Below are 23247 nucleotides of genomic sequence, written 5' to 3' on the forward strand. Positions count from 1 at the left end.
GCAGGCGTGGGCGGGCGCTTCGCGCCGGGTCCGCTCCTCAGAAGCGATAGCCCAGGTTGACATACCAGCTGCGGCCCGGCATGGGCAGGCCGTCATCGAACTGGTACCACTTGTCGCCGATATTGGCCACGCCAAAGTCCACGGTGATGTCGCTGCGCGGCTTGTAGCGTGCGCGCAGGTTGGCAATGCCGTAGCCGGGCAGCTTGAGCGTCTGCAGCTGGCCGCTGCCCGACAGCGGCACGTAGCGGCCCTTCTCGGTCTCGACCTCGGCATTGAATTCCCACTGCGCCAGCGGACGCCACTGAACGCCGGCCAGCAGGCGGTGGCGCGGCGTGTGGGTCAGCGTGATGCTGGAGTCGCTGGTGTTGCGGCGGTTCAGGTAGGTGTAGCCGGCGTTCACGCCCCATTGCGCGGACAGTTGCTGGGCCAGGGACAGCTCCATGCCGATGTTGCGCGTGCGCCCCACGTTCTGCGCCTGGTTGCAGGTGGTGCCGCCGCATTCGGCCGAGGCCAGGACCACGGTCTGGATCTGGTTGCGCACGCGGCTGTAGAACAGCGCGGCCTGGCCCTGGCCGCCCTGCCAGGGTGAGCCGCTGACGCCCAGCTCCAGGTGGTTGGCCGTCTCGGGCTGCAGGTCGGGGTTGGCCAGGGCCGTGCCCATGCGTGCCGAGTAGCGGTCCTTGATGGTGGGAAAGCGCGTCTTGTGCGAGGCGATGAAATACGCCTCGCTGCCACCGCCCAGCGCATAGCCGAGCTTGGCCACGCCATTGGTGGCGCTGGCGGAGCCCGTGGGCCACTGGTAGGCCTCGCGCGCATCGCGCTGGTCGTGGCTGAGCGCCAGGTTCAGGCTCCAGCGCTCGGCCAGGGAGATCGTGTCCTCGATCACCAGGGAGCGCGTCACGTCGCGGTAGTGCTTGCTGGGGTCCTTGGCCGAGGCGGCATCGGTGTGCTCGTCGATCTTGTAGTGCGCGCCCAGGCGCAGCGCATGGCCCTTGAAGCTGTAGTTGGCCCACTCGATGCTGGCGCCCTGGCTCACGTCCTTGTAGCTGCTGGTGGGGTCATGGCGCGTGTAGCTCGCGTCCGTGTACATGTCCAGGCCGTTTTGGTAGGTGTCGTGGTAGATGCGTGTCTTGAGCAGGTTGTCGGCATTGATGCGCGTGGTGCTCAGGAAGTACACGCTGTCCTTGTCCCAATAGGGCCAGCGCCAGTAGCGGATGACGTTCTTGCCCGTGGCGCTGCCGGTATACACGGGGTTGCCCTTCTCGCCTTCCTGGCGCACATAGCCCAGCGCGTACTCTTCCGTGGCATTGGGCGTCAGGCCCAGCTTGAACGACAGCCGCCTGTCCGTGCGGTAGGCGTTGTCGCGGTAGTTGCCCGTGTCGGTGGGCTGCTTCTTGAAGTCCTTGAAGCCCTTGGGCAGCGGAAAACTGTCCGCGTCCAGGTAGGAGGCGCCAAGCTGGTAGTACCAGGTGCCCAGGTTGCCGCCCAGGTTCACGGCGGCCTTGCGTTCGCCGCCTGCGCCTGCGCCGATGCGCGCATCGCCCTCGAAGGATTTGACGGGCTTGCGCGTGACCAGGTTGATGGCGCCGCCCAGCGTATTGGGGCCATACATCAGCGAGGCGCCAGCCTTGGCCACGCGGATCTCGGACAGGTCGAACGTGGTGAAGCGGCCGAAGTCCACATAGCCGTCATAGGGCACGTACAGGGGCACGCCGTCCACGAAGACCGGCACCTGGCGCGGATCGAAGCCGCGCAGGTAGATCATTTCCTCGTTGCGATTGTTGCGCGACAGCGTGGCGCCCGGCAGCAGGCGCACGGCGTCGGCCACGGTGTCGGCATTGCGCCGGCGCATCTCGGCGGCGTCCGTTCGTTGTTCATAGTTAGATATGGCGTCGCGCTCTTCACGATCATCGCGCACATCGACCGTGCCCAGCTGGAAGGTCTGCGAAGCCTGTGTTGCGGACGTGCCCGATTGGGCTTGTACCTGGGTGCTGGCGGCCAGGCCCGCAAGCAGCAGGGCGTGGGCCAGCGTGGATTGCAGGCGGAAGACAGGGGAGGAGGCTGGGGCGCTGTAGCGGGGCTGGAGGGGCACGATTTTCGGTGGTTGTGTGAGTGGACGCGGGGCAGCTGGTTGTTTCCTTTTGAAAACAGGTTCCGGATTCTAGCGATATGTACTGATAAACATAACGAGTGACAAAAAACCGTCTGCGGGAAGACTCGGGTTTTCTTTCAGGCCGTTGTGTGAATGCCCGGCCGTCCAGCGGCCGGGCGGTTCAACGGCTCAGCGCCTGCGGCCCAGGCGTTCGCTGGCCAGGGCAGCCGCCAGCCTGGCATCCAGGGGCAGCGGTTCGTCGTGCAGGCGTGCTGCCAGCAGCTCGCCGCACAGCAGCGACAGCGTGAGCCCGCGCGAGCCCATGGCCGTCAGCGCCCACAGGCCGGCAGCCTGGTCGGACACCGGTCCGACCACGGGCAGCCGGTCTGGCGAGGCCACGCGCACGGCGCCCCAGGTGGCGCGCGGTGGCGCGTCGAAGAAGCCTTGCAGGCCCTGGTAGGCACGTGGCAGCAGCTGCGCCAGCTTGGCGCCATTGGCTGCATGGGCAGCGGCCTGGTCTCCGGGGCTGGGCGGCAGCGCGGTCTGGTCGCGCTCGAAGGTCGATCCCATGACCCAGCCTGGCCCGGCTGCATCGCCGGGCAGCGGCATGGCAGGCACCAGGTTGCCATGGCCGTTGACGGGAAAGGGCGGCATGGCCTGTGCGCTGGCCGGGGTGTGCACATCCCAGCTGACCTGGCCGCGAATGGGCTGCAGCGGCCAGGCGGCCTGCGCACCCAGGCTGTGCTCCAGCAGCGCATTGGTTGCGGGGCCCAGTGCGAGAACGACCAGTTCAGCCTCGGCCAGCAGATTGCCCTGTGCATCCAGGGCCTGCCAGACGGGCGCGCCACCGGCTGTGTCGGTGGGTGCAAGACGCGCCACGCAGGCGCGGCCCTGCCAGCGCACGCCCGGCAGCGCCAGTTGCGCCTGCACCAGCCGCGCCGGGCGTACCCAGCCAGCTTGCGCATGCCAGCAGGCCGGGGCGTCGGCGGGCAGGCCGGCCGCCGAGAGTTGATCGGCGCTTGCGGGCCGGCTCCAGTGGTCGCCCGGGCCGGGGGATTGCCAGTCGCGCGGCAGCCGCGGGGCGGCCTCTACGCCGTGCTCCAGCACGCCGGTATCGCACCAGTCCGTGCCCGGTTGCAGCAGGCCCTGGCCGGAGAGCATTTGCAGCTGCGCCAGGGTCAGGCGTGCGCCGTCGCGGCTCAGGCGGGACAGCAGGCTGTCATCGGGCGAGACATGGGGGCAGAACAGGCCCGCGGGCAGGGCCGAGGCGCCCGCTGCAGGCGCGTCGGCAGCATCCAGCACGGTGACCTGCCAGCCACGGCGCGACAGGCTGGCGGCGGCGGCCGCACCGGCGATGCCTGCACCCAGCACCATGCAGCGCCGTGGGGTGATGGGTTCCTGCGGCTGTGCACCCGGCCCGCGCGGCCCGCGCGGTTGCCAGGCCGGGTCGAAGACGGCATGCAGGTTGTGGCGCTTGGGTGGGACGCCATCGACCTTGCGCACCTGAAAGCCGTGCTGTGCCAGGCCATCGCGCACCGTGCGCGCCACGCACCAGGTGGACAGCTGCGTGCCGCGCCGGCAATGGCGCGCCAGCGCGCGCAGGGTATCGGCGCTCCAGAGGTCGGGGTTGAGTTCCGGCGTGAAGCCGTCCAGGTAGATGCTGTCGGCCGTGAGCTGCTGGCGCCGCAGCATGGCCTGGGCATCGCCGATGTACAGCGTCAGCAGCACGCGCCCCTGCTCGAAGGCGAGGCGGTGCACGCCGGGCAGCAGGCCCTGGAACCGGGTGGCCAGCTCCTCGGCCAGCAGGCGCAATCCTGGCTCGCGCGGCATGGCCTGGCGCATGGCGTCGGCGCTGACGGGAAAGGCTTCGGCCGAGACGAAATGCAGCAGCCTCGGGCGCCGGGGATCGGCCTTCCAGGCTTCCCAGGCCACGAGGAAATTCAGCCCGAACCCGAAACCGGTCTCCAGGATGCGCCATTGCGGCGCATCGGCCCAGGCCGCCGGCAGGCCGCAGCCGCCCAGAAAGACGTGGCGGGCCTGGTCCAGGCCGCCGAGTTCGCTGTGGTAGCGGTCGCCGAAGCGCGGGCTGTAGGGCGTGCCATCGGGCAGCCAGTCAATGGGTTCGGACATGGGCAAGGGGCAGAACTACTCCTCCCAGCGCTGCTGGTAGGAGAACACGGGCAGGCGCCACTTGAAGCGGATGGCGGCCAGGCGCAGCGTGAGTCCGCCGGCAAAGCAGACGACGGTGCTGAGGTTGGAGCCCACGTCCAGCGTGCGCAGCCCCAGGAACAGCAGGCACACGGCCAGGGACACGCTGGCGTACAGCTCGCGCCGGAAGACGACCGGCACCTGGTTGCACAGCACGTCGCGCAGAATGCCGCCGCTGATGCCGGTCAGCATGCCCGACATCACCACCACCACGGGCGGGTAGCCCAGCTCCAGCGCCACGTTGCAGCCGATCAGCGAGAAGGCGATCAGCCCCATGGCGTCCAGCAGCAGAAAGACCTGCTTGAGATGGTGCATGTGGCGCGCCACGACGATCGTCAGCAGCCCGGCCGAGATGACCAGGTAGACATATTCAGGGTGCTGCGTCCAGCCGATGGGGTAGTGGCCCAGCACCATGTCGCGGATGGTGCCGCCGCCCAGCGCGGTGACGAAGGCGATCACGGCCACGCCGAAGATGTCCATGTTGCGCCGGCCCGCCGCCAGCGCGCCCGACATGGCTTCGGCCGTGATGGCCACGAGGTAGATCACCAGCATGACGGTGAACTGCGATGCCTGGAACGATTCCAGCAGGGAGACGGATGGAAGCACGGAAAACCTCGGATGAAGACCGGCCCGCGCCGCAGGGTGTGCGGCCACTGCGCCGTCCAGCGCAAGAAGGCGGGCATTGTAGGCGGTCTCTGGGCGGCGGCCGTTTGCGGCACCGCAAATGAAACCGCCCCCGGCGCGGTGCGACGGGGGCGGTGAAAGGGCACGAAGCGGCTCAGGCCGTAGGAGGCACGTAGCCGGCCGCCGCATCGGCGCCGCCGCCGAAGAAGTGGTTTTCCATCTGGCGGGCCAGGTACTGGCGGGCGCGTGCGTCGGCCAGGTTCAGGCGGTTTTCGTTGACCAGCATCGTCTGGTGCTTGAGCCAGTCGGCCCAGGCCTGCTTGCTCACGCCTTCAAAAATGCGCTTGCCCAGCTCGCCGGGGTAGGGCGGGAAATCCAGGCCTTCAGCGTCAACGCCAAGCTTGATGCAGTGAACGGTACGTGCCATGGGGAATTGAGTCCTTGTCTTGCAGAGATTCAGATGTTTTGGGAATAACAAACTGAAATCTTATTGGTTTGAGTTTTAAGAGTTGGCTTTGAGAATGCTTTCCACGGCACCAGACCGTCGTCTCCACTCTCTACCGACACTCCAATGAAAATTCGCCGCCACTTTATCAAGTTTCCTGTTGCCGCCGGCCTGATCGCGGGCTTGACCCTGTCGGCTCTGCCGGCGTTGGCCCAGTCGGTGCAACTGCTCAATGTCTCCTACGATCCGACGCGCGAGCTGTACGTGGAATACAACCAGGCCTTCGCCAAGCACTGGAAGGCCAAGAGCGGCCAGGACGTGAGCGTCAAGCAGTCGCACGGCGGCTCGGGCAAGCAGGCGCGTTCCATCATCGACGGCATCGACGCCGACGTGGCCACGCTGGCGCTGGCCGGCGACATCGACGCCCTGGTCAAGAACGGCAACCTGCTCAAGGCCGACTGGCAAAAGCGCCTGCCTCACAACTCGGCGCCCTACAGCTCCACCATCGTCTTCCTGGTGAAGAAGGGCAATCCCAAGAACCTCAAGGACTGGGACGACCTGGTCAAGCCTGGCGTGCAGGTGATCACGCCCAACCCCAAGACCAGCGGCGGTGCGCGCTGGAACTACCTGGCCGCCTGGGAATTCGCCAAGCGCAAGTACGGCGGCGACGCACAGGCCAAGGACTTCATCGGCAAGCTGTTCAAGAACGTGCCCGTGCTGGACACGGGCGCGCGCGGCGCCACCATCACCTTCGTGCAGCGCGGCGTGGGCGATGTGCTGCTGGCCTGGGAGAACGAGGCCTTCCTGGCGCTCAAGGAGTTCGGTCCCGACAAGTTCCAGATCGTCGTGCCTTCGCTGTCCATCCTGGCCGAGCCTTCGGTGGCCGTGGTCGACAAGGTCGTGGACAAGAAGGGCACACGCGCCGTGGCCGAGGAGTACCTGAAGTACCTGTACTCCGAGGAAGGCCAGCGCATCGCCGGCCGCAACTACTACCGTCCCACCGATGCCAAGGTCAAGGCCGAATTCGCGGACAAGTTCCCCAAGCTGGAGCTGGTCACCATCGACCAGGCCTTTGGCGGCTGGGCCAAGGCCGACAAGGACCACTTTGCCGACGGCGGCAGCTTCGACCAGATCTACACCAAGAAGTGAGTGCGGCGCGCCGGCCCGGCCGGCGCCCACCCACTGAATTCACCCGCTTTCCCAGATCTCTGCCAACTACCACGATCCGCCATGTCCATCTTGCTGACTTCCCGCCACTCTTTGCAGGCCCCGCGCCGCACGGCGCAGGCAGGCGTGGTGGCATCCAGCTCTTTTCCTCGCTTCGAGACCGTGGCCTTCGCCAGCCGGCGATGTAGCACCTGACGACTCCGTGCGGCGCGTCTGCAGGCCTGGTCCTGCAGGCGGCTGCCCCTTGCTCCGCCTTCCCTTTTTGTTTTCTGGCTGCATGCCGCGCGCATGCATGGGCAGCGCTTTGCCTGCACCACGCACCACGCACCACTCTTCCAAGGATGTCCGTCATGGTCTCGTTCGATTCCTTCCCCCGACACACAGCCAACTGGCGCCGACGCCAACTGCTGGGCGCGGGCCTTGCCGCAGCAGTCGCCACGGTGGGCGGCCCGGCCCTGGCCCAGGACAAGGCGGGTGACCGCGTGCTGCGCGTCGGCCACCAAAAGGGCTGGCTGTCCATCCTGAAGAGCCGGGGCACGCTGGAAAAGCGGCTGGCGCCGTTGGGCGTATCCGTGCGCTGGATCGAGTTCAACGCCGGCCCCGTGCAGCTGGAGGCGCTGAACGTGGGCTCCATCGACTTCGGCGATGTGGGCGAGGCCCCGCCCATCTTTGCGCAGGCCGCAGGCGCACCCCTGGTCTATGCGGGCGCCACCGTGCCGCGCCCCGGGCTGGAGGCGGTGATCGTGCCCAAGGACTCGCCCATCCGCAGCGTGCAGGACCTCAAGGGAAAGCGCGTGGCCTACAACAAGGGCTCGAACGTGCAGTACTTCCTGGTCAAGCTGCTGGAAAAGCATGGCCTGAAGTACGGCGATGTGCAGTCCGTCTTCCTGGCGCCGGCCGATGCGCGCGCCGCCTTCGAGCGCGGCTCCGTCGATGCCTGGCTGATCTGGGACCCCTTCCTGGCTGCCGCGCAAAAGACGCTGGACGCCCGTCTGCTGGCCGATGCCACGGGCGTGGTCAACAACCGCGCCTACTACTTCACCTCGCGCGATTTCGCCACGCGCAATGCCGATGTGCTGCGCATTGCCATCGAAGAGGTCGATGGGATTGACCGCTGGGCCTCGAAGAACCAGACGGCGGCGGCCGCCGAGCTGTCCAGCATCCTGGGCCTGGACAAGTCCATCACCGAGCTGTACCTGAGCCGTGCCCGCTTCGGCACCTCGTCCGTGACGCGCGAGATCCTGGCCGAGCAGCAGCAGATCGCCGACACCTTCTTCGAGCTCAAGCTCATCCCCCGCAAGCTCAACCTGCTGCATGCCGCGCCGGTGGACCTGATCGCGTCGCGCCCCTGAGCCCACTGCAAGGAGTCCGCACCATGAACGCCATCCCCAAGAAGCCCCGCCTGGACCGCGTGCGCCGCCAGGCCCTGCAACTGCTGGGCACTACCGCCTTCAGCTGGAGCCTGGCCGGCCAGTACGCACGCGCCGAGACGCCGGCCGCCGTGGCCGGGCCCGAGCAGTTGCGCATCGGCTACCAGAAGTCGGCCGTCAACCTGGTCATCCTCAAGCAGCAAGGCGTGCTGGAAAAGCGCTTTGCGGGCACCAAGGTCAGCTGGCTGGAGTTTCCGGCCGGCCCCCAGCTGCTGGAGGCCCTGGCCGCCGGCAGCCTGGATTTCGGCCTGACCGGCGATTCACCCCCGGTCTTTGCCCAGGCCGCGGGCCGCGACCTGCTGTACGTGGGCGCCGAGCCGCCCAAGCCCGAAAGCTCGGCCATCCTCGTGCCGTCGGACTCGCCGCTGCGCGCCCTGGCCGACCTCAAGGGCCGGCGCGTGGCGCTGCAAAAAGGCTCCAGCGCCCATTACCTGCTGGTGCGTGCGCTGGACAAGGCGGGCCTGGCCTGGAACGAGATCCAGCCCGTGTACCTGGCCCCGGCCGATGCGCGCGCCGCCTTCGAGCGCAAGAGCGTGGACGCCTGGGCCATCTGGGACCCGTTCTACGCGGCCACCGAGCTGGCGATTCGCCCGCGCGTGCTGGCCAATGGCGAAGGCCTGTCGGGCAACGCCTCGTTCTACCTGGCCGCGCGCGGACTGGTGGAGCGCCATCCGCAGGTGCTGCGCGCGCTGTTCGATGAGCTCACGCGCGCCGATCGCCTGGCCCAGAGCGCACGCCAGGAGGCCGTGGCCCTGGTGGCCGGCTTCAGCGGCCTGGATACGGCGGTGGTCAGCCGCTTCATTGCGCGCCGGCCCAGCTCCCCCGTGGGCCTGCTGGCTGCGCAGACCGTGGTGGAGCAGCAGCGCGTGGCCGATGCATTTTTTCGGCTGGGCCTGATTCCGCGCCAGGTACAGGTGGCCGACATCGTCTGGCGGCCCTCGGCGGCCGAGTACGCGCGGCTGGCCGAGCCTGCGGCGGCACGGCCTTCTTCCGCCCTTTGATTCCCTTCCTCGATTCCGTCCCCTGACTGGAGCAGCGCATGCAGGTTTTCTGGTTCATTCCCACCCACGGCGACAGCCGCTACCTCGGCACGGCCGAGGGCGCCCGCCCGCTCAGCCACGACTATGTCAAGCAGGTCGCCATCGCGGCCGACAGCCTGGGCTACGAGGGCGTGCTGATTCCCACGGGCCGCTCCTGCGAGGACCCCTGGGTCGTCGCCTCCAGCCTGATTCCGGTCACCAGGCGCCTGAAGTTCCTGGTCGCCGTGCGGCCCGGCCTGCATCAGCCCAGCCTGGCGGCGCGCATGGCGGCCTCGTTCGACCGCCTGTCGGGCGGGCGGCTGCTGATCAACCTGGTCACGGGCGGCGACCGCGCCGAGCTGGAGGGCGATGGCGTCTTCCTCGACCATGCCCAGCGCTACGAGCAATCGGCCGAGTTCATCCGCATCTGGCGCGAGATCCTTGAGCGCAGCCATGAGGGCGGCACGCTCGACTACGAAGGTGAACACCTCTCGGTCAAGGGCGCCAAGCTGTTGTTCCCGCCGCTGCAAAAGCCGTATCCGCCCGTGTACTTCGGCGGTTCGTCCGAGGCCGCGCACGACCTGGCCGCCGAGCAGGTCGATGCCTACCTGACCTGGGGCGAGCCCCCGGCCGAGGTGGCCAAGAAGATTGCCGATGTGCGCGAGAAGGCGGCGCGCCATGGCCGCAGCGTGAAGTTCGGCATCCGCCTGCACGTCATCGTGCGCGAGACCGAGGACGAGGCCTGGGCCGATGCCGATCGCCTGATCAGCCGCCTCAAGGACGAGACCGTGGTTCAGGCCCAGGCCGCCTTCGCGCGCATGGACTCGGAAGGCCAGCGCCGCATGGCCGCCCTGCATGCCGGCGGCAGCCGCCGCACGCGGGCCGAGCTGGAGATCAGCCCCAACCTCTGGGCCGGCGTGGGCCTGGTGCGCGGCGGCGCGGGCACGGCCCTGGTGGGCGATGCGCAGACCGTGGCCGACCGCATCAAGGAGTACGCGGACCTGGGCATAGACACCTTCGTGCTGTCCGGCTATCCGCACCTGGAAGAGGCCTACCGCTTTGCCGAGCTGGTCTTCCCGCTGCTGCCGCTGTCCGTGCGCGACAGGCTGGCTGGCGGCGTGGGCGGGCCGCTGGGCGAGACCGTTGCCAACCTGTACTCGCCGCGCGCGTCGCAAAGCTGAGGGAGTCACGCATGTCCGATGCACGTACCGTTTCTGCGCTGCCGGCCTCCTCGGCCCCCCCGGCCGGCGATTCCTGGTCGCCGCTGCTGCGCTTTGCGGCCGGCGTGGGCCGCCGCCTGGTGCCCTGGCTGGTGCCGCTGGCGCTGATCGCCGTCTGGCAGGCCGCCTCGGCGTGGGGCTGGCTGTCCACGCGGGTGCTGCCCGCTCCGCTGGATGTGCTGCGCGCCGCGCAGGCGCTGGCCGAGTCGGGAGAGCTGCTCAAGCATGTGCAGGTGAGCGCGGGCCGCGCGCTGGGTGGCCTGGCCATCGGCGGCGGGCTGGGGCTGGCGCTGGGCCTGCTCACGGGCTCGCTGCGCTGGGCGGAGACGCTGCTGGACTCCACCATCCAGATGGTGCGCAACATCCCCGCGCTGGCGCTGATTCCGCTGGTCATCCTGTGGTTCGGCATCGACGAGAGCGCCAAGCTGTTCCTGATCAGCGTCTCGGTGTTCTTTCCCATCTACCTGAACACCTTCCACGGCATACGCAATGTGGACCCCGCGCTGATCGAGATGGGGCGCAGCTACGGCCTCACGCGCTGGCAGCTGTACCGCGAGGTCATCCTGCCGGGCGCGCTGTCCTCCATCCTCGTCGGCCTGCGTTTTTCGCTGGGCCTGATGTGGGTGATCCTGATCGTGGCCGAGACCATCTCGGCGCAGTCGGGCATCGGCTACCTGACCATGAACGCCCGCGAGTTCCTGCAGACCGACGTGGTGCTGGTCGGCATCCTGCTGTACGCCCTGCTGGGCAAGCTGGCCGACTGGTTTGCGCGTGCGCTGGAGCACTGGTGGCTGCGCTGGCATCCGGGCTACCAGCCCAAGTGACACAAGGAGCACGACATGAGCCGATGGAACCGCATGAAGACCACGCTGGCACAGGCCGTGGAGCTGAACACCACCGCGCCGGCGATGGCCTGGGAGGCCTCGTTCGACGCCGATGGCCTGGACGTCAGCGACCGCCTGGCCCAGAACGACGATGCGTCGCAGTCCGCATCCCTCCAATCCGCACCGCGCCGTGGCGTGCGCCTGCAGGCCGGCGGGCTGACCAAGCGCTACGGCCAGCGCGAGGTGCTGCACGAAGTGCAGCTGCAGGTGGAGCCTGGCGAATTCGTCGCCATCGTGGGCCGCAGCGGCTGCGGCAAGAGCACCTTGCTGCGCCTGGTCGCAGGCCTGGAGCAGGCCACGGCCGGCACCCTGCTGCTGGACGGCGAACCCGCACGGGCCGTGCAGGGCGCGCAGGGCGGCACGCGCATCATGTTCCAGGACGCGCGCCTGCTGCCCTGGCGGCGCGTGCTGGCCAATGTGACGCTGGGCCTGCCCGCCTCGGCCCAGGAGCGTGGCCGCGAAGTGCTGGCCCAGGTCGGCCTGGCCGACCGCGAGGGCGAATGGCCGGCGCGCCTGTCCGGCGGCCAGCGCCAGCGCGTGGCCCTGGCGCGCGCCCTGGTGCACCGCCCGCAACTGCTGCTGCTGGACGAGCCGCTGGGCGCGCTTGATGCGCTCACCCGCATAGAGATGCACCGCCTGATCGAAGGCCTGTGGCAGCGCCACGGCTTCACGGCCCTGCTGGTCACGCATGACGTGCAGGAGGCCGTGGCCCTGGCCGACCGCGTAGTGCTGATCGAGGACGGCCGCATTGCGCTGGATGAACGCATCGCCCTGCCACGGCCGCGCGTGCACGGCAGCGTCGCGCTGGCGGCCATCGAGCAACGCATTCTCGACCGCGTGCTGCAAAAGCCCGCCGCCGAGCCCGAATCCAACCCGCTGACCGACACCACGGCCTGGCCCGGCGTGCCGGCCCATGGCCTGCGCTGGGCGGTCTGACTTTTCGTTTTCCCCAACCTTCCTTTGATTCCTTTTGATCCCCAGGAGAAAAACATGTCCATTCAAGCCATCAACGTGCGCAACCAGTTCAAGGGCCAGGTGCGCGAAATCATCCGAGGCGACGTTGTCTCCGAAGTCGATGTGCAGACGCCCTGGGGCGTGGTCACTTCGGTGATCACCACGCGCTCGGTGGACGAGCTGGGCCTGGTCGTGGGCTCCGACGTGGTGGCCCTGGTCAAATCCACCGAAGTGTCCATTGCCAAGCTCTGAGGCCAAGCTCTGAGGCCAGGCACTGAAGGCACTGCCGATGCTCAACCGCCCCAGAGCATCGGCTTGTTGACCATCAGGTAATAGGTCACGGCCATGGCGATGAAGGCCGGGTAGCCCAGCGCCTCCCAGCGCCGGGCGTAGACGGCATATAGGGCGGGCAGGGCGGCCTGTGCTGCGTGTGCGCCGCGCGCCATGGCGGCCATGCGCACCTGCAGCCAGACCACGGGCAGCCAGCAGGCGCCGGCCAGCAGGTACAGGCCCAGCGACAGTGCCAGCCACGGCGTGGTCAACGGCCAGCCCGCCATATGGGCCAGGGCAATGCCGCTCACAGGCTGTATGACCACGCAGGGCGTGGTGAACCACCAGTCCGCACGCACCACCAGGCGGCTGACCACGGCCTGGGCAGCGACGCTGCCGCTGCGGTTGGCGAAGAACATGTAGAAGGCCGAGCCCAGGCCGGTGCCGACCAGCAGCACGCTGGACGCGATATGCAGCGTCTTGAGCAACAGGTAGAGATTCATGCGGACTCCTTGGACGTGACGGGCGCCGACATCAGGTGCAGCAGCATGGCTGCGATCGGCAGGTTCTTGAGCAGCGGCCCCAGCGGATGCAGCCACAGCGTGGGCTGCAGCGCCGTGGCCAGTACGGTCATGGCGGCCATCAGCAGCAGGGCCGCCAGATAGCTCTTGCGGCCGGGCAGCAGCCACAGCGCCAGGCCCACGGCCAGGTCGGCGAGCAGGCCGCTCCAGATCAGGAATGTCTGCCAGCCCGCATCGTGGATGCCGGCATCGGCCAGCACCTGCACGCTCAGGCCGCGGTGCTCGATGGCGCTGACCAGGGCCGTGCCCAGCCAGACGGCGATCAGGCTCAAGTGCATGGTGCGCAGCGGCGCTGGAACGGTGCGAGAGCGGCGCTCATCCATGGCGCAAGGTGGACAGCAGTTGGGAGGGCGCAACGCCGGGCCGGCCCAGCAGGCCTTGCAGGCCAGCCGGATCAGTGACGTTGTCGCTGGCCAGCATGGCCAGTGTCTCGCTGCACCAGGGCGAGGCGCTGACCCAGTCGCCAGCGCGTGCGCTGGCGCGGGTGAGCCAGCCGGGCAGCGTGCCCACGCGAGCGGGGGCGCGGCCCATCTGCGCGCGCAGGCTGGCAATCAGCGCGGCCAGCGGCAAGGGCAGGGGGCCGCCGATCTCGATCATGCCCACGGGCTCGGGGCGCGTCACCAGGCCGGCCACGGCCTCGGCCAAGTCGCGCACGGCCACGGGCTGCACGCGGGCCTGCAGCACGGGGCGCGGCAGCAGCAGCGCCGGCAGGCGCGCCATGGACAGGAACATCTCGCTGCTGGCGCCGCCAGCGCCGAACACCACGCTGGGGCGGACCACGCAGCCTTGCAGATGGCCGGCTGCCGTGAGTGCCAGCAGATGCTCGTCAGCGGCGCGCTTGGTGGTGGCGTAGCGCGTGGCACTGCCTTCTATGCCCAGGGCAGAGATCTGCACCACGCGCCGCACGCCGGCCGCCGCGCAGGCATCGAACAGGGCGATGGGGGCCTGGGCGTGCATGGCATCGATGGGCCGGGAGGCGCTGTCGCGCAGCACGCCCACGGCATTGACCACGGCGTCCACGCCCGCCAGGTGCGGCAGCCAGGCGTCGGGCGTGGTGGTCTTGGCGTAGTCGAGCGCAGGCAGTGAATGGCGGCTGCGCGCCACGGGGTCGTGGCCGGCCAGTGCCAGCAGGTTGACGATATGGCGGCCGATGAAGCCGTTGCCGCCGCAGACCAGAATGCGCATGGTGACCTCCAGTTTCTCTTGTGACGGAAATTTCAGGCTCAGCGTCCGCGCTTGACACGGGTGTCAGCGGCCTCGGAGCGCACGAAGCGCTGCACGCTGGCGCCAAGGCGCAGGAGCTTGTCCAGCGTGGAGGGCGACAGCCGCAGCATCTCGTCGGTCCAGATGCCCAGCGACTCCATGAGGCGCAGCGTCTCGTGCACGCGGTCCTGGGTGTCGGGGGATTCGGCATCGAAACCGGGCTCGGCGATCAGTTCGCGCAGCATATCGGAGGTCGGGTCGAACTCGCGCTGCTTGCGCTCTCGCACGATGGTGCGCAGCAGCTCCCAGACATCGGACGAGGTCTCGAAGTAGTCGCGGCGGTCGCCGGGCCTGCGGCTGGTGCGGATCAGCTCCCAGTCCTGCAGTTCCTTGAGGCTGTTGCTCACATTGGAGCGAGCGGCGCCCAGCGTGCCGGCAATCTCTTCCGCATTGAGCGGGCGGCCATGGAAAAACAGCAGGGCGTGGATCTGGGCGACCGTGCGGTTCACTCCCCAGGAGCTGCCCATGTCGCCCCAATGGTGGATGAAACGGTGTGCGATGGGACTCAGTTGCATGGCTTCAGTGTCTGCAGGCCTGAAATTTCTGTCAAGAGAGAAATTTGTGAAAGCTGAAAAATCCAGACTGGCTGCAGCGCGGAGGCGGCACCTGGCGGGGCGCGGCATGTGCTGCTCCATAATGCTGGGCAGCCTGGCCTGCCACCCAGTACATACACAGGCGGGCCGCCGTTTTGAGGGGAACACCATGACTGCTGTGCAAAACCTGCGTGCCATCACCGTGCTGGCCGCCTGCGCGCTGGCGCAGGCTGCGTCTGCCGCCTGCTATTCCGTCTACACGCCCGAGCAGGAACTGATCTACCGCTCCAACCGCCCGCCGGTGGACCTGACCTTGCCGCTGCACCAGACCGTGGACAAGATCGAGCGCGGCGCCACCATGGTGTTCACGCTGGACGAGTTCAACTGCCTCACTGAAGTCAATCTGCTGGCCGAGCGCGAACAGCTGGCGCGTGCACGCCAGGAGCGCCAGCGGGACCTGGGCCGCAGCAGCACGCCGCGCTCCTGAGGGGCAAAAGCGAGTTCGGGGCTTTTTTGGGGGGCCGCCACCAGGGCAATCGGAGAGCCTGAGACAATCTGGCCCCATGAGTGAACCCCGCGACAACAAGATCCCCGACAACCTGCCCGAAGCCGACGCCGACGCCCCTGCACTGCCCGAAGGCTGGCTGCAGGTGCTGTCCATGGATATGGACGCCCAGGGCGTGGCCCGCAAGAGCGATGGCAAGGTGGTATTCATCGACGGCGCACTGCCGACCGAGCTGGTCAGCGCCAATACCCATCGCAAGAAAAACAACTGGGAAGCCGCCAGCCTGACGGCCATCCACCGCGAATCCTCCCAGCGCGTGCGCCCCGGCTGCCCCAACTTCGGCTTGCATGCCGGCGCCTGCGGCGGCTGCAAGATGCAGCATCTGCACGTCGCTGCCCAGGTGGCCATCAAGCAGCGCGTGCTGGAGGACAACCTCTGGCATCTGGCCAAGGTCAGGCCCGAGACGCTGCTGCGCCCCATCGAGGGTCCGTCCTGGGGCTACCGCTTCCGCTCGCGCCTGTCGGTGCGCTACGTGGCCAAGAAGGGCAAGGTGCTGGTGGGCTTTCACGAGCGCAAGAGCCGCTACATCGCCGACATGGAGACCTGCAAGGTCCTGCCACCCCATGTGGATGCCATGCTGCTGCCCATGCGCGCGCTGATCGCCTCCATGGATGCGCGCGAAACCTGCCCGCAGATCGAGGTCGCCTGCGGCGACTCCGTCACGGCCCTGGTGCTGCGCCACCTGGAGCCGCTGTCCGAGGACGATCAGGCCCGGCTCCGCGCTTTCGCGGCCGAGCACAACGTGCAGTGGTGGCTTCAACCCAAGGGCCCGGACACCGTGCACCTTATGGAGCAGGGAGGCGCCCAGCTCGATTACGGCCTGCCTGATTTCGGCATCACCATGCCGTTCAAGCCCACGGACTTCACCCAGGTCAATCCGCACATCAACCGCGTGCTGGTCACGCGCGCGCTGCGCTTGCTGGATGTCAAGAAGGATGAGCGCGTGATCGACTGGTTCTGCGGTCTGGGCAACTTCACCCTGCCCCTGGCCACGCAGGCGCGCGAGGTGCTGGGCATCGAGGGCAGCGACACCCTGGTCAAGCGCTCCCATGAAAACTACGCGGCCAACAACGCGCAGCGGGCGGAGGGCGACAAGCTCGCGCCCACGCGCTTTGTGGCGCGCAACCTGTTCGAGATGACGCCCGAGATGCTGTTCGCCGACGGCGTCGCCGGCAAGTGGCTGGTCGATCCGCCGCGCGAAGGAGCGTTTGCGCTGTCCAAGGCCCTGGCCGACATCCACCAGGCGCGCATCGGCGCCGAAGGCGCCGAGCCCCTGCCGGCAGGGCATGAGGACTGGCGCTTTCCAGAGCGCATCGTCTATGTCAGCTGCAATCCCGCCACGCTGGCGCGCGATGCCGGTCTGCTGGTGCACCTGGCCGGCTATCGCTGTGTTTCGGCCGGCGTGGTCAACATGTTCCCGCACACGGCCCATGTGGAGAGCATGGCGGTGTTCGAGCGTCGCGTGGACTGACGGCGGCCCCTCAGGCCCTGCATGAAAAAGCCGTGGCCGCCTGAGGGCGCCACGGCTTTTTTGCGGCCGGATCCGGATGCCTGCCGGATCAGCTGCGATTGCGTCCTGCCGAAGGCTCGGCAGGCACATCTTCCTTGTCGCTGCGGCGGCGGTCACTCTGGCCCAGGACCGAAGGCGTGCCCTCGATCTTGTTGGCGCGCATGTATTCGTCCATATCCTTCCAGCCTGCGAACACCAGGGCCTTGGGCGATTTGGGGTTGAGCGTGTAGCAGTCCTCCAGCCCGCGCAGGGCATGGCGGCAGGCCCCGCCAATGGCCTTGGCCTCGGCCTCCTTGGCGACGGCGCGGGGGTCCGGCCCCAGGCCCGGAATATCATCCAGCTTGCAGCCGGCAAGCAGCGTGGGCAGCAGCAGGATGGCGAAGGTGCGGGGAAGATTAGGCATGGTCATCTTGACGAGATTATCGGCACGACCCGGAAAAAGTTGAGCCCGCCTTGCACGAATGATGATCCCGGACATGCAAAAGGCCTCCCGAAGGAGGCCTTTGGTGTGCAGCACGCAAGGCGCAGCCTTGGCGCGTGCGGCATCAGTCGCGTTCGCCGCCCATGATGCCCAGCAGGGCCAGCAGGCTCTGGAACACGTTGAACAGGTCCAGGTACAGGGCCAGCGTGGCGCTGATGTAGTTGGTCTCGCCGCCGTCCATGATCTGCTTGAGGTCATAGAGCATGTAGGCGCTGAAGATGCCGATGGCCGCCACCGAGATCGCCATCATGCCGGCCGTGGAGCCGATGAAGACGTTGATGATGGAGCCCACGAACAGCACCAGCACGCCCACGAACAGGAACTTGCCCATGCCCGACAGGTCGCGCTTGATCACCGTGGCCAGCGAGGCCATGACCAGGAACACGCCGGCCGTGCCTGCAAAGGCGGTCATGATCAGCTCGGAGCCGTTCTTGAAGCCCAGGATCATGCCGATCATGCGCGACAGCATCAGGCCCATGAAGAAGGTAAAGCCCAGCAGCACGGGAATGCCGGCTGCCGAGTGCTTTGTCTTCTCGATGGCGAACATGAAGCCGAAGGCGCCGCCCAGGAAGACGATGAGCCCCAGACCGCCGCTCAGCGAGCGCGTGATGCCCGTGGCCACGCCCAGCCAAGCGCCCAGCACGGTGGGGAGAAGACTCAGGGCCAGCAGCCAGTAGGTGTTGCGCAATACGCGATTGCGCTCTTGCTGCGAGACACCGTAGCCCGCAGAGCCCAGTGTGGTGACTTGATCATTCATGTGGCCAGTCCTCCGAAGGAGTGTTGTTGCGACTTGCCCATTCTAGGTGGCGGCTCGCGCGCCGCTTGCAATACCCCGAGCCGCTGCCATGGTTTGGTTTCGAATGTTTTGTTCTGCGCATGCATTGTCAGTCCTCATACGATTGCTATGCTTATAGGACATTTGTGATGGAATGGATAACTGCAATCTTATGAAGACCAAGCATGAACTCGAACTGGCCGACGTGAAGGCCATTGCCGCCGCCGCAGAGGCCGAGGCGCTGAAGAACAAGTGGGCCGTGACCATTGCCATCGTCGATGACGGCGGTCACCTGCTGTGGCTGCAGCGCCTCGATGGCGCCGCCGCAGTCTCGGCCCATATCGCTCCGTCCAAGGCCCGTTCGGCTGCCCTGGGCCGCCGCGACACCAAGGGCTATGAAGACATGATCAACAACGGCCGTACGGCCTTCCTGAGCGCCCCCACGGTGGACGGCCTGCTCGAAGGCGGCGTGGCCATCATGAAGGACGGCCAGTGCCTGGGTGCCGTGGGCGTCAGCGGCGTCAAGGCCAATGAGGATGCCCAGGTGGCCAGCGCCGGCATTGCGGCTCTGGGTCTGTAAAAGCCCCTGATGCACCCTGCATGAATCTGCCTTTTGGGCCGATTCATGAGGCAAAGAAAAAGCCCCTGTACTGAGGTACAGGGGCTTTTTCTTTGAAGCGATCCACATTGCAGCGCAGGGAAAAAATGCTTGGCTACGCAAAATCCGAAGATTCTGTTGGCTGGCTAATCGACCTTTGGGACTGGAAGCCCCAAGGTCGCCCCACGATGAAACAAAGAAGCGGTCAGCGGACCCGAACATGACCCGCCGACGGCTGCAATCTTGGTTATTTGGTCAGGATGAGCTTGCCCAGCTTGGTGGCCTGCAGACGATAGGGTGTGCCGTTGTGCACGATGGTCACAGCCTTTTGCCCATTGAGCAGCAAGGTGCTGTCGAGTCCGCTGGCGGCCCCGCTGAGGGCTGCGGATGCTGCGGCCTGCAGCGCTGCAAAGGCCTGGGCTGTGGAGTTGCCGGACAGATGCGAGGTGGCGGCGGAAGTGGCAGACATGCAGGGAATTCCTCAAAAATTGGAAAGTTTTGTGAATGATAACAATTCTCAATTGAAAATCAAGTGAGACTTACTCTCATTGTGGTTTCTGCCCCCCGAACGACCGAACGCCTGATCACCTCGCGAGATTGTTCCAAGAGCGGGCCGCAATGGAAAACGGCCCCGAAGGGCCGTTGTCGCTGAGCGCCAGGCAACGAATGCCGCTCTCGCGGCCTACTTGACGGGGTCCGTCACAAAGCCGATCTTGCGCACGCCGGCACGCTGGGCGGCGGCCATGGCCTGGGCAACACGCTCGTAGCGCACTTCCTTGTCGCCCTGGATGTGCAGGTCGGGTTGCGGCTCCTTGGCTGCCTCGGCCTTGAGGTTTTCCTCGAACTGCGTATCGCTCACGGCCACGCCATTCCAGTGGTACTGGCCATCAGCGGACACGGCCAAGCGCACGGTGGCGGGCTTGACGTCTTCGGGCTGGTTGGTGGCGCGGGGCAGGTCCACGTTCACCGAATGCTTCATCACCGGCACGGTGATGATGAAGATGATCAGAAGCACCAGCATGACGTCGACCAGCGGCGTCATGTTGATCTCGTTCATCACCTCTTCGCCGTCATCATCCATTGTTCCGAATGCCATGGCTTACGCGCCTTTCTTCAGCGGCAGCACATTGCCGGCTTCCTTGCCGTCGATGGACACACGGGCGCCGGTCACGAAGTAGGCGTGCATGTCGTGGGCAAAGCTGTTGAGTGCGTTGAGGATGGACTTGTTGCCACGCACCACGGCGTTGTAGCCGAGCACGGCCGGAATGGCCACGGCCAGACCCAGGGCCGTCATGATCAGCGCCTCGCCGATGGGGCCTGCCACCTTGTCGATGGAGGATTGGCCCGACAGGCCGATGGCGACCAGTGCGTGGTAGATGCCCCAGACGGTGCCGAACAGGCCGATGAAGGGGGCTGTCGAGCCCACGGAGGCCAGAATGGCCAGGCCCGATTGCAGGCGGGCCGTGAACTCGCTGATGCCGTTGCGCATGCAGCGGGTCACCCAGTCGCTGATGTCAAGCGTGTCGTGCAGGTGGGCGCTGGTCTTGCGGTGGTGGGCAGTGGCTTCGCGGCCTTCGAGCACCAGATAGCGGAAGGGGTTGGATCGGTCATTGCCGAGCTTTTCCAGGCCGCTGGCCAGGTCGGGGCTGTGCCAGAAGTCCTGGGCGTTGCGGGCGTACTTCTTGAACTTCACGATGTCCAGGGCCTTGATGATCATCACCAGCCAAGAGGCCACCGACATGGCCAGCAGGATGACGGCGACGGCACGGGTGACGAAGTCTCCCTGCGTCCAGACGTGGGCAATGCCGAATTGGGAATCCATGGATACTCCTGAGAATCAATTGAGGGTGAATTTGACCGGGACCGTAACCCACATGGGGGTTGGCGTGCCGTTGCTCTTGCCGGGGACGAACTTCCAGTTCTTGACGCCGTCCACGGCCTGCTGGTCCAGACGGTCGTAGCCGCTGGATTTGCTGACCTCGATCTTCTGAGGCAGGCCTTGCGCATCCACGAAGATGCGCAGCATCACGGTTCCCTGCTCGCCCATGCGCCGGCTGATGGCAGGGTAGTTGGGCGCCGGGTTGTTCAGGTAGGCGGCATTGTTGGATGGCAGCTCGATCTTGGGCGGTGCCGGAGGGGCAGGAGGCGCGGGCGGGGCAGGTGGGGCGGGCGGTGCCGGGGGGGCCGGCGGTGCCTCCACCACGGGCTTGGGCTCGTCTTCCAGCGTGCCTCGCGGCGCCGCAGGTGCCGGCTTGGGATCGGCAATGGCCTTGGGCAGAGGCGGCGCCTTCTTCACGACCGGCTGTGGCTTGGGGGGGGGCGGTGGCGGCGGAGGTGGCTTGGGGGCCTCGGGCTCGGGCGCGGGTGGCGAAATGAATTCCGCGATCACCTGGGCTGGCACGATGACCTCTTCGGGGGCGCGCTGGAGCAGGCCATGCTGCATCGCCCAGAGGGTTGCTGCATGCAAGACCACGACCGAACCCGCGATGGCCACGTTACGGCCAAGGCCCCCGGGGGGGCCAAAACGATCAGACTGGGACATAGAGACAGAAGGAGCTGACAGCGGATAGGTGCCGGGTGCTGTCGCTCGGAAGACGGAGTATCAGCTGCGCAGGATCCACCAGGTGCATGTAACGACGAGGATCAGGCTGCCGACAAGTGCTGAGAGGAGGACCATGCTTTGCTCTCCAGGATATTGTTGGCAAGCTGGACGGTCTGGGCCGCGATCTCGTTGTGTATGGCCGCCACGGGCTGGGTTGCGCAGCATTGCGCCACCACATCCCGGGCACAACTCTCGCACCGGCCGCACTGCATGGCGATACCCAATTCGAATTGGATTTCGTCAAAGCTCATGCCAGCGTGAGCGTGGCGTGCGATCTCACGGTCGGAAACCCGGCGACATACACAGACGATCATGGCTACAGGCAGTAATGGCTGGCTATTGATGAGATGAAAAATTATAAATGAGAATTCATCGCATTTGCAATTCTTAGTTGTCTGTAGGGCTGTATGGCCTTGCGCTTTACTCGGTATCCAGCAGTTCCACAGTGGCCTGCGCGAGGGTTGCACAGCCTGTCAGGGCCATGGCGACCTCCAGTTCGTCGCGCAGCAGCCTCAGTACGTGGGCCACGCCAGCGGCACCTGCATTGGCCAGACCCCAGACTATCGGGCGGCCTATCAGCACAGCCGTTGCACCGAGAGCGATGGCCTTGAGCACATCGGTGCCTCGCCGTATGCCGCCGTCGGCGAGCACAGGGAGCGCATGCCCCGAGTTGCGCAAGGCCTTGGTGACGCGCGCCAGTGCGGTGGCCGTTGCGGGAACGGTATCCAGCGTGCGTCCCCCGTGGTTGGAAACAATGATGCCTGCCACGCCCGATCTCGCCGCCTGCAGCGCGTCAGCCGGATGCAGCACCCCCTTGAGCAGCACTGGCAGGCGTGTCTGCTGCTGCAGCCAGGCAACGTCATCCCAGGTGGGCGCATGCTGCAGCAGGCCGTCGAACAGTGCGCTCTGGTCCGGTGTGAGCCGGACGGCCGGAGATGGAGCCAGGCCCTGCAGATTGACGGCAGAAATGCCGGCGGGAAGGCTAAAGCGCGCGCGGCGTTCACGGTCCCGTACGCCGCTGGCGGGGGCGTCCACCGTCAGCACCAGCGCTTCGTAGCCTGCCGCCTCGGCCCGTTCGATCAATTGCCTGGTAAAGCCCCGGTCGTGCTGCAGGTACAGCTGGAACCATAGCGGCCCGCGGGTCGGCGTGAGCTGTGCGGCCTTCGCCACAGTCTCCAGCGGCAGGCTGGCCTGGGTGCTGAGCACCATGCCTGCGCCCAGCGCCGCAGCCGCATAGGCTGTTGCAAGCTCTGCGTCGGCATGCGCCATTTGCTGGAAGGCCATGGGGGCGACCAGCAGGGGGCAGGCCAGCTCTCGCCCCAGCAGTTGCAGCCGTGTGTTTCCCCCTGCAAGAGGCCTGAGTACGCGTGGCCACAACGTGAGCGCATCCCAGGCGCTGCGGTTGGCGGCAAGGCTGTGCTCATCGGCCGCGCCGCCCGAGAAGTAGGCCCAGGCGTTGTCGTCCAACCGCTGCCGCGCCTGGATCTCGTGGTCGGCCAGATTGATGATGCCGTCGGGAACGGCTTGCAGTGCGGGCACTTGGCTCATGGCATTGGAGGGGGGGCGATGGCGCATCGCCGGTGGCAGACATCCGGAAAAAAGAAAAGCCGGCCCATGGGCCGGCTTTCATCCGTGGGGCAGGCCCGGGGATTACTTGACGTGCTTGCCGATCAGGCCAGCCATCTCGAACATCGAGACTTGGGGCTTGCCGAACACATCCTTGAGCTTGGCATCAGCGTTGATCATGCGCTTGTTGGCAGCGTCTTGCAGCTTGTTGGCCTTGATGTAGACCCACAGCTTGCTGATGATCTCGGTGCGGGGCAGGGGGGTGGAACCCACCACGGCAGCCAGAGCGGGGCTGGGGGTGAGGGGTTTCATGAAGGCGGCGTTGGGAGTGCGCTTCTTTGCGGGAGCTGCCGGAGCAGCCGTTGCCTTCTTTGCAGTTGCCATGTTGCTTGTTCCTAGTATGGAGTGGATTCTTTACCAGCGAAAAACCGTCGCTATCCACTGGCAGGCTGATGCTAAT

27 protein-coding genes are annotated in these 23247 nt (G+C 66.8%); 10 read left to right on the plus strand and 17 right to left on the minus strand.

Going from position 1 to position 23247, the window contains the following annotated elements; genetic code table 11:
• Nucleotides 1-37: 37 nt before the first annotated feature.
• The 4 genes from U6958_RS12575 to U6958_RS12590 form a co-directional block, all read right to left on the minus strand.
• The gene (locus U6958_RS12575) at nucleotides 38-2092 is read right to left on the minus strand and encodes a TonB-dependent siderophore receptor (RefSeq protein WP_074924190.1); all 2055 of its coding nucleotides are present in this window, start codon (nucleotides 2090-2092) and stop codon (nucleotides 38-40) included.
• A gap of 189 nt (nucleotides 2093-2281) precedes the next feature.
• Nucleotides 2282-4222: an FAD-dependent 5-carboxymethylaminomethyl-2-thiouridine(34) oxidoreductase MnmC gene (gene mnmC / locus U6958_RS12580; protein ID WP_074924188.1), complete on the minus strand. Its 1941-nt coding sequence runs from the start codon at nucleotides 4220-4222 to the stop codon at nucleotides 2282-2284.
• Between the two features lie 15 nt (nucleotides 4223-4237).
• Complete coding sequence (locus U6958_RS12585) at nucleotides 4238-4906, minus strand: trimeric intracellular cation channel family protein (RefSeq protein WP_016453307.1); 669 nt, start codon at nucleotides 4904-4906, stop codon at nucleotides 4238-4240.
• A 172-nt stretch (nucleotides 4907-5078) separates the two neighbouring features.
• Nucleotides 5079-5351 carry an oxidative damage protection protein gene (locus tag U6958_RS12590; RefSeq protein ID WP_012206441.1) on the minus strand — a complete coding sequence of 91 codons (273 nt, stop codon included), beginning with the start codon at nucleotides 5349-5351 and terminating at the stop codon, nucleotides 5079-5081.
• Nucleotides 5352-5495: 144 nt separating this feature from the next.
• Here U6958_RS12590 and U6958_RS12595 point away from each other — a divergent pair, with 144 nt between their 5' ends.
• The 7 genes from U6958_RS12595 (at nucleotide 5496) to U6958_RS12625 (ending at nucleotide 12295) form a co-directional block, all read left to right on the plus strand.
• Nucleotides 5496-6518 carry a sulfate ABC transporter substrate-binding protein gene (locus tag U6958_RS12595; protein WP_012206440.1) on the plus strand — a complete coding sequence of 341 codons (1023 nt, stop codon included), beginning with the start codon at nucleotides 5496-5498 and terminating at the stop codon, nucleotides 6516-6518.
• A gap of 368 nt (nucleotides 6519-6886) precedes the next feature.
• On the plus strand, nucleotides 6887-7888 hold the full coding sequence (locus tag U6958_RS12600) for a sulfonate ABC transporter substrate-binding protein (RefSeq protein WP_016448337.1): 1002 nt from the start codon (nucleotides 6887-6889) through the stop codon (nucleotides 7886-7888).
• A 23-nt stretch (nucleotides 7889-7911) separates the two neighbouring features.
• Complete coding sequence (locus tag U6958_RS12605; RefSeq protein WP_074924186.1) at nucleotides 7912-8967, plus strand: aliphatic sulfonate ABC transporter substrate-binding protein; 1056 nt, start codon at nucleotides 7912-7914, stop codon at nucleotides 8965-8967.
• A gap of 38 nt (nucleotides 8968-9005) precedes the next feature.
• Nucleotides 9006-10166, plus strand: coding sequence for an FMNH2-dependent alkanesulfonate monooxygenase (ssuD, locus tag U6958_RS12610; protein ID WP_012206437.1), 1161 nt, complete (start codon nucleotides 9006-9008; stop codon nucleotides 10164-10166).
• An 11-nt stretch (nucleotides 10167-10177) separates the two neighbouring features.
• On the plus strand, nucleotides 10178-11029 hold the full coding sequence (gene ssuC / locus U6958_RS12615) for an aliphatic sulfonate ABC transporter permease SsuC (protein WP_074924182.1): 852 nt from the start codon (nucleotides 10178-10180) through the stop codon (nucleotides 11027-11029).
• Nucleotides 11030-11044: 15 nt separating this feature from the next.
• Nucleotides 11045-12025: an ATP-binding cassette domain-containing protein gene (locus U6958_RS12620; protein ID WP_074924179.1), complete on the plus strand. Its 981-nt coding sequence runs from the start codon at nucleotides 11045-11047 to the stop codon at nucleotides 12023-12025.
• A 54-nt stretch (nucleotides 12026-12079) separates the two neighbouring features.
• Nucleotides 12080-12295, plus strand: a complete 216-nt coding sequence (locus U6958_RS12625; protein ID WP_012206434.1) for a molybdopterin-binding protein — start codon at nucleotides 12080-12082, stop codon at nucleotides 12293-12295.
• A 41-nt stretch (nucleotides 12296-12336) separates the two neighbouring features.
• On the opposite strand, the gene U6958_RS12630 is transcribed toward U6958_RS12625, so the two are convergent.
• Genes U6958_RS12630 through U6958_RS12645 form a run of 4 tightly spaced genes read right to left on the minus strand, consistent with a single transcriptional unit; the run spans nucleotide 12337 to nucleotide 14672 of the window.
• Nucleotides 12337-12816: a DUF2269 domain-containing protein gene (locus U6958_RS12630; RefSeq protein ID WP_012206433.1), complete on the minus strand. Its 480-nt coding sequence runs from the start codon at nucleotides 12814-12816 to the stop codon at nucleotides 12337-12339.
• Entirely contained in the window at nucleotides 12813-13217 is a 405-nt protein-coding gene (locus tag U6958_RS12635; RefSeq protein ID WP_016453303.1) for a DoxX-like family protein, read from the minus strand. The genes U6958_RS12630 and U6958_RS12635 overlap by 4 nt, the downstream gene beginning before the upstream one ends.
• Complete coding sequence (locus tag U6958_RS12640; protein WP_074924176.1) at nucleotides 13210-14079, minus strand: NAD-dependent epimerase/dehydratase family protein; 870 nt, start codon at nucleotides 14077-14079, stop codon at nucleotides 13210-13212. Before U6958_RS12640 ends, U6958_RS12635 begins: the two co-directional genes overlap by 8 nt.
• A 38-nt stretch (nucleotides 14080-14117) precedes the next feature.
• Entirely contained in the window at nucleotides 14118-14672 is a 555-nt protein-coding gene (locus tag U6958_RS12645; protein ID WP_074924174.1) for a GbsR/MarR family transcriptional regulator, read from the minus strand.
• A 187-nt stretch (nucleotides 14673-14859) separates the two neighbouring features.
• On the opposite strand from U6958_RS12645, the gene U6958_RS12650 reads away from it, so the two are divergent.
• On the plus strand, nucleotides 14860-15177 hold the full coding sequence (locus U6958_RS12650) for a hypothetical protein (protein ID WP_017405967.1): 318 nt from the start codon (nucleotides 14860-14862) through the stop codon (nucleotides 15175-15177).
• Between the two features lie 76 nt (nucleotides 15178-15253).
• Complete coding sequence (rlmD, locus tag U6958_RS12655; RefSeq protein ID WP_046240686.1) at nucleotides 15254-16726, plus strand: 23S rRNA (uracil(1939)-C(5))-methyltransferase RlmD; 1473 nt, start codon at nucleotides 15254-15256, stop codon at nucleotides 16724-16726.
• An 88-nt stretch (nucleotides 16727-16814) separates the two neighbouring features.
• Here rlmD and U6958_RS12660 read toward each other — a convergent pair whose 3' ends face one another.
• On the minus strand, nucleotides 16815-17243 hold the full coding sequence (locus U6958_RS12660; protein WP_016448327.1) for a hypothetical protein: 429 nt from the start codon (nucleotides 17241-17243) through the stop codon (nucleotides 16815-16817).
• A 67-nt stretch (nucleotides 17244-17310) separates the two neighbouring features.
• The gene (locus tag U6958_RS12665) at nucleotides 17311-18003 is read right to left on the minus strand and encodes a Bax inhibitor-1/YccA family protein (RefSeq protein WP_012206426.1); all 693 of its coding nucleotides are present in this window, start codon (nucleotides 18001-18003) and stop codon (nucleotides 17311-17313) included.
• A 190-nt stretch (nucleotides 18004-18193) separates the two neighbouring features.
• Between U6958_RS12665 and U6958_RS12670 the strand changes: the two genes are divergently transcribed.
• Nucleotides 18194-18601 carry a heme-binding protein gene (locus U6958_RS12670; protein ID WP_017405970.1) on the plus strand — a complete coding sequence of 136 codons (408 nt, stop codon included), beginning with the start codon at nucleotides 18194-18196 and terminating at the stop codon, nucleotides 18599-18601.
• Nucleotides 18602-18866: 265 nt separating this feature from the next.
• On the opposite strand, the gene U6958_RS12675 is transcribed toward U6958_RS12670, so the two are convergent.
• From U6958_RS12675 to U6958_RS12705, 7 genes are all read right to left on the minus strand, one after another.
• On the minus strand, nucleotides 18867-19088 hold the full coding sequence (locus tag U6958_RS12675) for a hemin uptake protein HemP (RefSeq protein WP_016448325.1): 222 nt from the start codon (nucleotides 19086-19088) through the stop codon (nucleotides 18867-18869).
• A 213-nt stretch (nucleotides 19089-19301) separates the two neighbouring features.
• Nucleotides 19302-19715 (minus strand): biopolymer transporter ExbD, encoded by a 414-nt coding sequence (locus U6958_RS12680; RefSeq protein WP_016448324.1) that lies wholly within the window; start codon nucleotides 19713-19715, stop codon nucleotides 19302-19304.
• A gap of 3 nt (nucleotides 19716-19718) precedes the next feature.
• Entirely contained in the window at nucleotides 19719-20441 is a 723-nt protein-coding gene (locus U6958_RS12685; protein WP_016448323.1) for a MotA/TolQ/ExbB proton channel family protein, read from the minus strand.
• Between the two features lie 15 nt (nucleotides 20442-20456).
• The gene (locus tag U6958_RS12690) at nucleotides 20457-21161 is read right to left on the minus strand and encodes an energy transducer TonB (RefSeq protein WP_016448322.1); all 705 of its coding nucleotides are present in this window, start codon (nucleotides 21159-21161) and stop codon (nucleotides 20457-20459) included.
• Between the two features lie 101 nt (nucleotides 21162-21262).
• A complete protein-coding gene (locus tag U6958_RS12695; protein ID WP_016448321.1) occupies nucleotides 21263-21535 on the minus strand; it encodes a bacterioferritin-associated ferredoxin in 273 nt (90 codons plus the stop codon).
• Between the two features lie 106 nt (nucleotides 21536-21641).
• A complete protein-coding gene (locus U6958_RS12700) occupies nucleotides 21642-22769 on the minus strand; it encodes an alpha-hydroxy acid oxidase (protein WP_074924214.1) in 1128 nt (375 codons plus the stop codon).
• A gap of 102 nt (nucleotides 22770-22871) precedes the next feature.
• Nucleotides 22872-23171 carry an SWIB/MDM2 domain-containing protein gene (locus tag U6958_RS12705; RefSeq protein ID WP_074924171.1) on the minus strand — a complete coding sequence of 100 codons (300 nt, stop codon included), beginning with the start codon at nucleotides 23169-23171 and terminating at the stop codon, nucleotides 22872-22874.
• Between the last annotated feature and the right edge of the window lie 76 nt (nucleotides 23172-23247).

It is taken from the genome of Delftia lacustris (genome assembly GCF_040267515.1).
In the GTDB taxonomy this organism is placed as follows: Bacteria; Pseudomonadota; Gammaproteobacteria; order Burkholderiales; family Burkholderiaceae_C; genus Comamonas; species Comamonas tsuruhatensis.